Origin of the sequence: Paraburkholderia sp. BCC1876 (genome assembly GCF_902833695.1) — a bacterium.
GTDB lineage: Bacteria > Pseudomonadota > Gammaproteobacteria > Burkholderiales > Burkholderiaceae > Paraburkholderia.
Window position 1 is genome coordinate 160,718 of the sequence record NZ_CADFGI010000004.1, and the last position, 12,630, is coordinate 173,347.

Here is a 12,630-nt window from a genome sequence, read left to right on the forward strand (position 1 = left end):
CATCACCGGATTTCCTGCGCGTACTACGCACCGAGCGACAGGACCTTCTCAATCGGATGAGACAAACCCGCTTCGAGTCGCTCAAAGCGGGCTGCAGCCATTCACAGATCATTCCATTCGCGACCTATTCGCCCTGGCTGGACGACGAAGGATTCAAAACGGTTTATGAAATCGCCAAAGCCTGCACGATGGTCGATATCTATCGTTGCTACGAGCTTTATCGACTGGCTCAACAGTGCCGCAACGTGGCGGGCGACATCGTGGAAATCGGCGTCTGGCGTGGCGGCACCGCGGCGTTGATGGCGCGCGCGTTGCCCGAGAAGGCGGCGCACCTGTTCGATACCTTCACCGGCGTCGCCAAGCAGGACGCCCGGTTCGACACGTTTTATTCCGGCGGCGAGCACGCCGATACCGACGAACGGATCGTCACCGATCTTTTCGCGGCAGTCGGCGCCAAGGCCCATATTCATCGCGGCATTTTCCCGGACGACACATTGGCCGCGCTGCCCGCGAAAGTCTGCATCGCGCACATCGACGTCGACACCTACCAATCCGTGAAACAGTCTTTCGAATCGATCTGGCCGAACGTGCAGACGAACGGCGTGGTGGTATTCGACGACTACGCGATATTCGGCTGCGAAGGCGCCAATCAGGCAATCAATGAGATTGTGGCCAGCGTGCACAACGGCCTGTTCGTTCATAACCTGAATGGGCATGCGTTGCTTATCAAACAGGCAGCGGCGGTCTGAGTTCCGGCGGGTAATGCGATCTGCGGGTGCAGATCGCATTACCCGTTTTCAATAGCGCGAGCGCAATGTGGCTCGTGTCCTGCCTGGTTGTAAGAAGCCTCGGGCAGTCTATAAAGCGGTCGTCACAACGACGTGCTTCGCCTTGTGTCGATCCATTCCGCATTTTCAATGCCTCCCTCCCGGCCCGGTTTCCCGCGCTGATCAAGTTCTTAACCGGCATTTTTTATTGGACGCCGGTCGGACTCGAACCGCTTCGTCGAAAAAACATAAAAGCTGCAATAAGCGACGCACACGATTAGACTGGCGCTCGCTTAAAGTTCGATCATCGCTTTCGATGAGGCTTTCATGATTCGCACGATGCACCGATACTGCATTGCCTTCGCCGTCGTAGTCCTTTCAGCCTGCTCCGTCACGCCACGTCATGACGTGAGCGAAGCGCCGACCGGCGCATCGACGGCGGCGTCGCTGGCGTCATGGAACGACACCACGGCCAAGCGCTCGATCGTCGATTTCGTCCAACTGGTGACGACGCCCGAGTCCAAGGACTTCATCCCGCGCGCAGACCGTATCGCCGTGTTCGATAACGACGGCACCCTGTGGCCCGAACAACCGGCGTCGGTGCAACTGGTGTTCGCGCTGCAACGCGTGAAGACGGTGGCCGGCAAGCATCCGGAATGGAAGCGCCAGGAACCGTTTCGCTCGATTCTTAGAGGCAATCTGAAAAGCATAGCCGCGAGCGGCGACACCGGGTCGATGCGCGTCCTCGCGGCGGCCCACGCCGGCATGACCAGCGACCAGTTCGCCGCGCTCGTGCACGAATGGTTCGATTCCGCGAGCGATCCGCGCTTTAACCGGCTGTATGCGGATCTTGCGTATCAGCCCATGCTCGAATTGCTCGCCTATCTGCGCGCCAACGGCTTTAAGACTTATCTGGTGACCGGCAGCGACGTCGAGTTCGTGCGGGATCTGGCGCAGCGCGTGTATGGCATTCCGCCGGAGCAGGTTATTGGTAGCACCGTTAAATACCGCTATACGCAGACCAACGGCGCGGTCTCGCTGACCCGTCTCGCGCAGGTCGACAGTCTGGTCGACGGTTCGGCCAAGCCGCTTGCGATTGATCGCGTAATCGGCCGGCGTCCGGTGATTGCATTCGGCAACTCGGATGGCGACGTGCCGATGCTGGAATGGACTTCGGCCGGCGATGGGCCGCGGCTTGCTGCGCTTGTGCATCACACGGATGCGGAGCGGGAGTATGCGTACGACCGCACATCGAAGAGCGGCAAACTCGATAAGGGTCTGGACGAAGCCGGGACGAAGGGCTGGCTGGTTGTGGATATGAAGGGTGACTGGAAGACGGTTTTTAAGGCGGATGGGGCGGCGAGTGGAGTTGCGGCGGCGGCGGGTGCGGCACCGGTGAATTGAAAAGTGAACTGATCGAGAATGTGACAAAGGCCGCCCTGGGCGGCGGCCAGTCTGTTTCCGTCAGTTCCTTCGAAGAAGTCCGCTTCAGTCGTTCTCTTCTTCCGGATAAGACGGGTAGCTGTCGGACACCTTCGTCTTTATATAGTTGATGCGCAACGAATCGGCTTTCGACAGCCAATCCGCCGTCGTGCATTTGTTGCGGACATTGAGTACCCAATCGATCTGACCGATTCTCCCCGGATCCTGGTACGAGATTTCCTTCGAGTACTTTCTCTGCAGCAGCACGTATCCGTAACTCACCTGAGCGTCCAGTTTCTGCAGCTTGAAGGCGAGAAAGGCAGTCGGTGATACGCGACACCCCCACAGGTACTCAAGGAGCTGGGCGGATGGAAAACGCTGGAAATGGTGCGACGGTATGCCGACTTGTCGGCCGATCATCTGGCGCGCTGGGTGGCGCCGCTGACGGCACCGTCCGAATCGATGCTAGCTGCAATCTAGCTGCAGCGACGGAGACGGAGAGACGGAAAAACCGCTGGAAGCCTTACGGCTATTGGTGCGCCCGGCTGGGGTCGAACCAGCAACCCCTGCTTTCGGCAGTTTTATCTACGCAACAAATTCCTTGCCGAATCAATGCCTCACGCAAATTGCAAATTGCAAATTGCAAATTGCAAAACCAAGGCTAATCAAGATCACTCAGTGCTGTTCAAGGTGTACTTTAGCTACGCCTGCCTGTGACTCTACACGCGCATCAAAGTGCGTCATCTTGCATCAACTGCAACGCTTTCTGATGTCGTCAAACGCTGGCAAACCCACCCCGTGCGGGTTTCCCGCCTAGATGGCCCGCTACATGAAAACCCGCCCCACAAGAGAAGCCCGCAGGCGCGGAGGGGACTGAGTTTTAGAGCTTCAGGCGATGTAGGCATCGATTGTCCGTTGCTCCCTACCGCACGACACACTTCGCAAAGATACGTATCTCACTGATCCTCCTAGCATCGATGCAATCAAGCCCATCGCTGGTAATGGTAACAATCCTGCGTCAAGGGCAAAATTAGAATAAAAAGCTAAATGCAAGATATTTTTAAAAAATTACAAATAGAAAGTATTTTGGAGGGTAAATTTGAGATGCCAATAACCTGCTGATTGTTATACACATCCGCGACGATCGGGTTTGGTTTTTGCAATGCTATGTGCATATCTCTATTTTCACAACCATTACACAATTAATACGGGCATAGATGAAAATAATTTCAATCTCCCAACTATTTTGACTGTATTCGTTACATCTTGTTTCAAACTGTGACTGCGTATAAAGTGTGTTGAATATTGATGCGCTTGAAACATAAATGCATCAAGGTCGTCTCCTCGAGTTTGCTCAGGACGATGGCGCACTTCATCAACTACCTTAGCGTGAGGCAACGCCGAGAAATTAACAGCGTTCAAATACGTTTACTAGACATACTTACGAGGTAAATGTTAAGAATCTAAGATTCTGTCGCTGTGATACACGGACTTTTCATGAAAACATCCATTACGGATATTTTGGCAAAATGCGTACTTATTTTTCTGATTGGGATCGCAATGGCCGTCATCCTCGGAAAAATTGAAATTTTAAATGGCTCTGTATGGAAAGATTTTCTCGTTGGCGCCTCAGCTGTCCTGTTAGCTGAGGTTTTCTTTAACTTCAAAAATGGAAGGAAGAAAGGTGATGATTGATCATGTAAATATTGGTTTTTGTCCCTCGATTCACGAATTGACGGCCAGCGAAATTGCAGTGGTATCAGGAGGAATGGAGCAGCAGGACCAGCCGAATCAGGATGCTGGTGGCGTGAGCGGCATCGTGTACGCCATCGCGTCAGGCGCGTTTTACGGCGGCATTACTGGCGCGCTAACCGGTGCGTATTCGGGCCTCAATTGGGCGCACTCAGGCATCGGCGGAATGATTACCGGTGGCGTGGTAGGCGGGATGAAGAAAATTGGCGGCGGCGGCTAGGCGAGCGCCAAGGTTGTCATCAAGCGGGCCTGTTTTTCGTTCTTTCTTGACTTTGACAGGTCAGCTCTTTAGCTAGGCCACGCAAAGGTTTGCTAAATCGTTTCGCGGCCAAATATCCAGTTTCGGGAGCGCTTTGAGTTATTCCCGGTTTGTATACCTCAGGATCGCTTTCACTCGGAACACGCGGCCGATTGTTCGGCCCAAGCTATTTTCGGAGTGTCGGATAAGTGTGCCTAACACGCTCCAGACACACTTAAACGATTTCTGACAACGCCCAGCCTATTCCAAGGGAATATTTCAGAAAGCTAATATCCTTCAGTTTCATTTTTATAAAAATTAATTCCAAAAATAATTTGTTCCGGCGCGAAGCGCAAAACGCGCAGGGAACACAGCTACTCGGGGAAGTAATCCTGGTTCAGCCGCTGTCTTTTTCATTCCTGACGGCCTTCAGCGCCTGCATGGCATTCGCCGTAATTCTGCTGTTCGCCTTCGGCACCTACACGCGACGCACAACTGTGGAAGGCGTGCTGACGCCCGATGCTGGTCTTGTCAAAATCTACGCGCAGCAGGGCGGCATCGTATTGAACAGACGCGTGACCGAGGGCCAGCGAGTGACACGCGGGCAGGTGCTGTACACCGTGTCGGATGACGTGCAAAGCGCGGTCGAGGGCCAGACGCAGGCCGCGCTCATCGATCAGGCCCGCCAGCGCAAGGCATCGTTGCAGCAGGAAATCAGCAAGATCCGGCAGTTGCAAAGCGACGAGCGTGACACGTTGCAGGCGAAGATCGCGAGCCTGCGTGCAGAACTCGCCGGCATCGACAACCAGATCACGGCGCAGCGCACGCGTGCGTCGCTTGCCGCTGATGCAGCCTCGCGCTATGCGGGTTTGCTCGCAAAGGACTACATTTCGACGGACCAGGCCCAACAGCGCGAGGCCGATCTGCTTGACCAGCAATCGAAGCTCAATGCCCTGCTGGGGGACCGCACCAGCACGGCACAGTCGCTGAAGGAAGCCACCAACGAACTTGCCGGACTCACGCTCAAACAGCAGAACCAGGTGTCACAGATCAGCCGCAGCGTGATGGAAGTCGATCAGAGCCTGATCGAGAGCGAGGCCAGGCGCGAACTCGCGATCACCGCATCCGAAACCGGCACTGCGACTGCCGTGATCGCTGAACCGGGGCAGATGGTCGATACGACCCACCCGCTCGCGAGCATCGTTCCCGATGGCGCACACTGGCAGGCATACCTGTTCGTGCAGAGTGCCGCAGTGGGCTTCGTTCACGTCGGCGATCCGGTGCTGATCCGCTACCAGGCGTACCCGTATCAGAAGTTCGGGCAATACGCGGCCACCGTCGTATCGATCGCGCGCACTGCGCTGTCCAGCGCGGAACTCATGACGAGCGGTGGTCCCGCCGACCCCAATGGCACGTTCTACCGGATCACGGTCGCACTCAAATCGCAAACCGTGACCGCCTACGGCAAGCCGCAGGCACTACAGGCAGGGATGGCATTGCAGGCCGACATATTGCAGGAACGCCGCCGCCTGTATGAGTGGGTGCTTGAACCGCTTTACAGCCTGACCGGCAAACTCTGACCCCCCGCTCATGTCCATCCTGGATCGTCTCTCATTTGGTGTCGGCAGGAAACTGCCGATGATCCTTCAAACCCAGGCAGCGGAATGTGGCCTTGCGTGTCTCGCGATGATCACAGGTTTTCATGGCCACCACGTGGACCTCGCGGCGATGCGCAGCCAATTCCCGGTGTCGCTCAAGGGCGCGGGCTTGGGGCGCGTGATCGAGATAGCGCAACGGCTGAATCTCGGTACGCGTGCGCTCAAGCTCGATCTCGACAATCTGGGTCAGCTACGCCTGCCATGCATCCTGCACTGGAATTTCAATCACTTTGTTGTGCTTCGGGAGGTCTCAGGGCGAAGTGTCACGATTTACGATCCTGCTCAGGGCATACGTAAGCTCAGTTTTCAGGAGGTATCCCGTTCCTTCACCGGTGTCGCTCTCGAACTCTGGCCGACAGCCGACTTCAAGCCGCGTGAAGCTGCACCCACCGTCAAACTGCGCACGTTGATCGGCCCCGTGTCGGGGCTGTCGCGTTCGCTGACGCAAATCCTGGCGCTGGCGCTGGCGCTAGAGATTTTCACGCTGGCCTCGCCGTTCTTCCTGCAATGGGTCATTGATGAGGTCATCGTCAGCGCCGACCGTGACCTCCTGACGATGCTCGCGCTCGGGTTTGGTCTCCTGCTGCTGATGCAGCAGGCTACCAGTGCCGCCCGCGCGTGGGCACTGATGTACCTCGGGACAACGTTCAATGTCCAGTGGCGTGCCAACGTTTTTAGCCATCTGCTGAGTCTGCCGGTCCAGTACTTCGAACGGCGGCACCTGGGCGACGTCGTTTCCCGCTTCGGTTCGATCGATACGATCCAGCAGACGCTGACATCGTCGTTCCTGAGCGCCATCATCGACGGCCTCATGACTATCGCGACGCTGGCCATGATGTTTGTCTATAGCCGTACGCTGGCGTTTATCGCACTCGGCGCGATGATGCTCTACGGGTTGCTTCGCTGGGCGTGGTACTGGCCGCTGAGACACGCATCTTCTGATCTGATCATTCATACCGCGAAACAGCAAAGCAGCTTCCTCGAAACGGTTCGCGGAGTAAAGACGATCAAGCTGTTCAACCGGCAAGGAGAGCGACGCTCGGGGTGGTTGACGCTCCTTGTTAAGCAGATCAATGCGGGACTTCACGTGCAGAAGCTGCAATTGCTCTATCAGCAACTGAACGGCCTGCTGTTCGGCATCGAGGGGCTTGTCGTTATCTGGCTTGGGGCGCGGCTCGTGATGGACGGTCAGTTTACTGTCGGCGTACTCATGGCATTCAACGCCTATAAAGGCCAGTTCGACAGTCGCGTCAGTAGCTTGATCGACAGGTTTTTCGAGGTCAAGATGCTGCAGCTGCAAGGCGAGCGTCTTGCCGATATAGTTTTTGCGCAGGCGGAGTCGGATACCAGCCTGCGCCATGTGCCGGGTGAAACCGAAAATCTGGATGCCCGTATCGAAGCCGAGAATCTGGCATTTCGCTATGCCGATGGAGAGCCGCTGATACTGGACGGCGTGAGCTTCAGGATCGAACCAGGTGAGTCGGTCGCCGTTGTCGGCCCTTCGGGATGCGGCAAGACAACCCTTGTCAACGTGCTGCTTGGCATTCTGGAGGCGACACACGGCACGATACGGATCGGCGGTGTCGAGCTGGAACGGCTCGGCATTGACCGGATGCGCTCGCTCGTCGGAACAGTGCTCCAGGATGACGTGCTGTTTGCCGGTTCGATAGCCGACAACATCAGTTTCTTCGACTCGCAGGCCGATCAACTGTGGGTCGCTGAATGCGCAAAGCTTGCGGCGATTCACGCCGACGTTGTTGCGATGCCAATGGGCTACAACACGCTTGTTGGTGACATGGGAACCGTCCTTTCAGGTGGCCAGAAGCAACGCGTATTGCTCGCGCGAGCCTTGTATAAACGCCCGATGATTCTGATACTCGATGAAGCGACGAGCCATCTGGACGTGCAACGCGAACAGCAGGTCAATGCGGCCGTGAGCACCTTGCAGATGACACGAATCATCATCGCGCACCGACCGGAAACGATCGCAACAGCCTCGCGTGTCATCGTATTAGGGGGCGGCAAGGTCGTATTTGATCAACCAACGTCCGCGCTCGCGCAAGCGGTTGCTGCACCCAGCCAGCCCGTAGAAGGACGGTGACGTTGTCCATGCGAATCCGCGCTGCGCTTTGCCTGCTCGCCCTGACCGGCTCACCGTCGACTTACGCGCAATGGCTGGACGCATACGGCACAAAGCACATCGCCGCGAGTTCTCCGGCTGCGCCGCTGCTGAACAATGCCTCATGCCTGCCGGAGCCGGTTGACCATCCACTCGAATTGGAGGATGCGATCCAGCAGGCGGTTTGCGCAAACCCTCAGGCACGAGAGGCATGGGCCAATGCACGTGCGCAGGCTGCCGCCGTTGGGGTGAATGAGGCCGCTTACCTGCCAACGCTCAACGCAACAGCGGGCATCGAGCGGGACACGCTGGCGACGACGTATGACGCGGGTGCTTTCGGTAACATAAAGACCTCGCAGAATTCGTCCAGCAAGTATGGTGTACTCAACCTGAACTGGGTGCTATTCGATTTCGGAAAGCGAGGTGCGGCGCTACGACAGGCTCGTGAATTACTGGCGGCGGCGAATGCGACGCAGGACGATGTACTGCAAACAGTCTTCTTTAATACGGCGCAGGCTTTTTACGCGGTGCGCGACGCGCGTGCGTCCATGGAGGCCGCACAGCAGACGGAGAATGTTGCGAAGGAAAGCGTTGCCGAGACCAGCGCGAAACATGACGCAGGCGCTGGCACATTGAGCGATCAGCTGCAGGCTCAGACAACGTATCGACGTGCCGTCATTGACCGTGTCAATGCAGAGGGCAACGAGCGCACAGCGAAGGGTACGCTTGCTGCCGCCATGGGTCTCGATGCAAATACGCCGATGCAGATCGACGGATCGGAACCGCCGGCGAACAGTTCTGAATTCGAACAGGACGTCGATCGATTGATCGATGAAGCGAAGGCAAGTCAGCCGAAGCTGGTCGCCGCCCGTGCAAAACTGGAAGCAGCGCGCGCGAATGTCGATGCGGCACGCGCGCAGGGTCGGCCGACAATCTCACTCGTTGGCAGCCTGACCCAAAACAATCCATCGTACCAGCAGCAACCGGAGCAACTGCCCATTGCGAGCAGCCGCGGCAGCACGATCGGTATCCAGGTCACGATTCCACTTTTTGAGGGATTCGCATCCGGCTATCGCGTTGCTGAGGCACAGGCACAGGCGGATGCCCAGGAAGCCGATATGCAAAACACGGAGTTGCAGGTATCACTCGACGTGTGGAGGAGCTATCAGAGCCTGCATGCCGACACGGCAAACCTGGACAACTCGAAGGCGTTGCTGACCGATGCGGAACATTCGCTCGAAATCGCGCGTGGTCGCTACAAGGCAGGCGTGGGCACCTTCACTGAACTGCTGAATGCACAGACAGCCCTTGCGGACGCGCGCAAGCAACGCATACTGGCCGTCTCGAAGTGGTCGACTGACCGGCTCAGACTGGCGGAGAGCCTGGGGAATCTGGGGTTGTGGGCCGCGCGGTAGAACAGGCGTCGTGGGAGCAATCAAAAATCTCATGCAGGGATGATTTGCCGCACGGATTCATATCCAGACGATTGGGGCGGTAGCGATGCTCGATGTACGAATCTTCGGCGTATTCACGGCGGTGTATCCAGTTCTGTCCGCGTCGAACATGCCACATTTTTAGCCACCCGCCTGACGTGCGGCAACAACGCCACCGATGATCGAATACGGTGTGAACCGCACCACATTCCTGATGTTGAAGAACTCATCGCGCGCAGTGACTTCGGACACCGGAATGAGCTGGATGCCGTCTTTCTTCCCGTTCGGTGCGTACATGAACAGGTTCCGGAAATTGCCCGGTCCCTTGCTATTCTTCAACGCCTCGCATCGTGTCGACATCGGTCTGACTCTGCGCCGCGTCTGTCATGTAGCGGATGAAGCCGGCATGCGAACCGTTCTCGTAGTAGCGCCGGCGGAACAGCGTCGCCGACTCGTTCAGCCAGGCTGCATGCAGCGCGCCGAGATATTCGGGCAGACCGTACACCTCCTGATTGATATCCGGCTCCATCAGGTGATGCACCGAGCCGGCCGCGAACTCGTGCGAAATCTGCCATCCGTTGATCTGGTAGAAACGTTGTAGGTCAGTCGCCCGCCGCAGATACTTGGCTGGCACATGTTTGAGCGCGAGCGGCCTGCCGAGCCGGTTATCCTGCCGCTCAAGGTACGCATTGCCGAACGTGAGAAAGTCGAGCGCCCACCTGTCGAATTCCTCGCGCGTGAGCAGCCTGTGCGGAATGAACGTAGCCGACAACACATTGCGCTTGAAGTAGATCGGCGAGCCGTGATGCACACCGGCGCGGAATGTCTTCGCCAGCCCCGACCACGACACAGGCGGCTCGAACCACTGACCGGCTGACCACGTTTCGACGTAATCAAGGATTTCGGCCCGATCCATCACCGGTACGGGATCGCCGAAGGTGTTTGCGAAGACATTGCCAGCATAGAAACGACGAAGATTCACCTGCGCTGGCTTGATCCGCATCTACATGGCGAACTGCTCGCGAACATCGACCGCGACAGGATCGATGCGATCGAGCGCGTGAAGCGTGCGGAGCCCGTTATGGTTCGTACACGCAGTGGCCTGAAGGCGACGGGCAAGACTGCCAGCGCTGGCACGGTGCGTCGCGTGGGCAGTGTCATTGTCGCCGTGCTGAATCATGCGGCGGAACGCGGGTGGATCGCGCAAGCCCCGATGAGGAAACGGAAGAAATCGACGGCAAAGCGCATCCGGTGGCTCACCCATACCGAGGCGTGCCGACTGCTCGCACAGTTGCCCGAGCATCTTGCGGCGATGGCGCGGTTCAGCCTGGAAACCGGGCTGCGTCGCGCCAACGTCACAGGGCTACAGTGGTCGCAGGTCGATCTGGTGCGCCGCATTGCCTGGATACATCCGGACCAGGCGAAGGCGCGCAAGGCGATCCCCGTGCCGCTGTCGGAAACAGCGGTAGCGGTGCTGCGTCAGCAACTCGCGAAGAAGCGGAAGGTGGAGCACGTTGAATGCGTGTTCGTGTACAAGGGCGCGGCGGTTTACCAGACCACGACGGAGGCGTGGCGAAAGGCGTTGAAGCGGGCGCACATCAAGGATTTCCGCTGGCACGACCTGCGGCATACGTGGGCGAGCTGGCACGTCCAGCGCGGCACGCCACTCCAGGTGCTCAAGGAACCCGGCGGATGGGAAACGATGGAGATGGTGCACGCTATGCGCACCTGTCGGCCGATCACCTGGCGCAGTGGGTGGCACCCCATACGCCGGTCGCAGACGTGATCCAGCTGCCGCCGCCCGACACGCAGAAAGAAAGGCGAATGTCAGGCTGGCAGGTGTACTTTAGCTACACCGGATGAAAAAGGAGGATGGGGGAAATCGCTCAAAGCCTTATCCAGCTTGGTGCGCCCGGCTGGGATCGAACCAGCAACCCCTGCCTTCGGAGGGCAGTACTCTATCCATTGAGCTACGGGCGCTTCAACACGAAAGCGCGGCAACCAGAGCGGAAGCGACGCCAAAGCGAGACCGAGAGAATACCCGGTTTCGGCCCAAGCGTCCACCGGACGGCCTCGATAGCCCCGTCGGCCGCCCTCGGCCCGCCCTCGCCGATGCGGGTAAACGCCTGCTGAACACCGCGCCGCGCCCCTCGCCGTCGTCGAAAGCTTGCGTCTATAATCGTCCGTGGCTGATATAGAACAAGAAGTTGCCGTCACGCTGTACCGCTCACATACCCACGGAGACGAGACAAGCATGAGCGAAGCACCACACGGAGCCCCGATCAAAACCCCTGGACAGCTCATTGCCGCGATTATCGCCAGCTTTGCTGTTCCGATCGTCATCATCGTTCTGCTGGTCGCGTACGTCGATAATTCGACACGCACCGGCGCCGGCACCGACTCTCTCTCCGAAGCCGAAGTCACCGCCCGCATCAAGCCGTTCGCGCAGGTCGACATTCGCGACGCCAATGCACCGCGCGTCTACAAGACGGGCGAAGAAGTCTACAAAGCTGTTTGCTCCGCATGTCACGCGTCGGGTGCGGCAGGCGCGCCGAAATTCACCAATACCGCCGACTGGGCTCCGCGCATTTCGCAAGGCTTCGACACGCTGTGGCACACGGCGCTCGCCGGTAAAGGCGCGATGCCGCCGCGCGGCGGCACTAGCCCCGACGACTACAGCGACTTCGAAATTGCCCGCGCCGTGGTCTATATGGCGAACAATTCCGGCGCGAGCTTCCCGGAACCGGCACAACCGGCAGCGGGTGCGCCGGCAGCGGCTTCTGGCGCAGCGGCAGCAGCCGCGCCGGCCGGCGCTTCCGACGCAGGCGCGGCCCAAGCCGCCGCGGCCATGGCCGCCATGGCGAGCGTGCCGCAAGCCGCCGCGCCGGCAGCCGGCGCCCAAAGCGCGGATGCGTCGCAAGCGGGCAAAGCCTTGTACACGCAGGTCTGCCAGGCCTGCCACGCGGCCGGCGTGCTGAACGCACCGAAGTTCGGCGACAAGGACGCCTGGGCGCCGCGCCTGAAAGATCCGATCGACACGGTCTATAACTACGCGCTGCATGGCAAGGGTGCGATGCCGCCGAAGGGCGGATCGAACGCCTCGGACGCGGACGTGAAGGCTGCAGTCGATTACATGGTCAGCGCGGTGAAGTAACCCACTCCACGAATATCGAGCGCTCGCGGCGGTCGTTGCGTAAAGAAAAATCCCTGCCTCACGGCAACGTGAGGCAGGGATTTTTGC

Annotated in this window: 9 protein-coding genes, 1 tRNA gene and 3 pseudogenes; 10 read left to right on the forward strand and 3 right to left on the reverse strand. The window is 58.4% G+C overall.

Annotated features, from left to right (window positions below):
- Positions 1–56 precede the first annotated feature (56 nt).
- The gene (locus HWY05_RS16160) at positions 57–749 is read left to right on the forward strand and encodes a TylF/MycF/NovP-related O-methyltransferase (RefSeq protein WP_244146620.1); all 693 of its coding nucleotides are present in this window, start codon (positions 57–59) and stop codon (positions 747–749) included.
- A 345-nt stretch (positions 750–1,094) separates the two neighbouring features.
- A complete protein-coding gene (locus HWY05_RS16165) occupies positions 1,095–2,171 on the forward strand; it encodes an HAD family hydrolase (protein ID WP_176058925.1) in 1,077 nt (358 codons plus the stop codon).
- Positions 2,172–2,255: 84 nt separating this feature from the next.
- Here HWY05_RS16165 and HWY05_RS16170 read toward each other — a convergent pair whose 3' ends face one another.
- Positions 2,256–2,471, reverse strand: a complete 216-nt coding sequence (locus HWY05_RS16170) for a hypothetical protein (protein WP_176058926.1) — start codon at positions 2,469–2,471, stop codon at positions 2,256–2,258.
- 54 nt (positions 2,472–2,525) lie between these two features.
- On the opposite strand from HWY05_RS16170, the pseudogene HWY05_RS38325 reads away from it, so the two are divergent.
- From HWY05_RS38325 to HWY05_RS16195, 6 genes and pseudogenes are all read left to right on the forward strand, one after another.
- Positions 2,526–2,669 (forward strand): annotated as a pseudogene (locus HWY05_RS38325) (site-specific integrase); the annotation flags it as partial.
- A gap of 1,017 nt (positions 2,670–3,686) precedes the next feature.
- Positions 3,687–3,884 carry a hypothetical protein gene (locus HWY05_RS16175; protein ID WP_176058927.1) on the forward strand — a complete coding sequence of 66 codons (198 nt, stop codon included), beginning with the start codon at positions 3,687–3,689 and terminating at the stop codon, positions 3,882–3,884.
- Complete coding sequence (locus HWY05_RS16180; protein ID WP_156126680.1) at positions 3,877–4,161, forward strand: hypothetical protein; 285 nt, start codon at positions 3,877–3,879, stop codon at positions 4,159–4,161. Before HWY05_RS16175 ends, HWY05_RS16180 begins: the two co-directional genes overlap by 8 nt.
- Before the next feature lie 335 nt (positions 4,162–4,496).
- Entirely contained in the window at positions 4,497–5,759 is a 1,263-nt protein-coding gene (locus HWY05_RS16185; RefSeq protein ID WP_176059188.1) for an HlyD family secretion protein, read from the forward strand.
- A gap of 10 nt (positions 5,760–5,769) precedes the next feature.
- The gene (locus HWY05_RS16190) at positions 5,770–7,938 is read left to right on the forward strand and encodes a peptidase domain-containing ABC transporter (protein WP_176058928.1); all 2,169 of its coding nucleotides are present in this window, start codon (positions 5,770–5,772) and stop codon (positions 7,936–7,938) included.
- Positions 7,939–7,946: 8 nt separating this feature from the next.
- Positions 7,947–9,371 carry a TolC family protein gene (locus HWY05_RS16195; RefSeq protein WP_176059189.1) on the forward strand — a complete coding sequence of 475 codons (1,425 nt, stop codon included), beginning with the start codon at positions 7,947–7,949 and terminating at the stop codon, positions 9,369–9,371.
- 222 nt (positions 9,372–9,593) lie between these two features.
- Here HWY05_RS16195 and HWY05_RS16200 read toward each other — a convergent pair.
- A pseudogene (locus HWY05_RS16200) lies at positions 9,594–10,392 on the reverse strand (phage portal protein); the annotation flags it as partial.
- Between HWY05_RS16200 and HWY05_RS16205 the strand changes: the two are divergent.
- A pseudogene (locus HWY05_RS16205) lies at positions 10,336–11,252 on the forward strand (site-specific integrase); the annotation flags it as partial. The pseudogenes HWY05_RS16200 and HWY05_RS16205 overlap by 57 nt on opposite strands.
- Before the next feature lie 41 nt (positions 11,253–11,293).
- Here HWY05_RS16205 and HWY05_RS16210 read toward each other — a convergent pair.
- A tRNA-Arg gene (locus tag HWY05_RS16210) sits at positions 11,294–11,369 on the reverse strand.
- A 274-nt stretch (positions 11,370–11,643) separates the two neighbouring features.
- Here HWY05_RS16210 and HWY05_RS16215 point away from each other — a divergent pair.
- Positions 11,644–12,543 (forward strand): c-type cytochrome, encoded by a 900-nt coding sequence (locus HWY05_RS16215; protein WP_176058929.1) that lies wholly within the window; start codon positions 11,644–11,646, stop codon positions 12,541–12,543.
- The last annotated feature ends 87 nt before the right edge of the window (positions 12,544–12,630 follow it).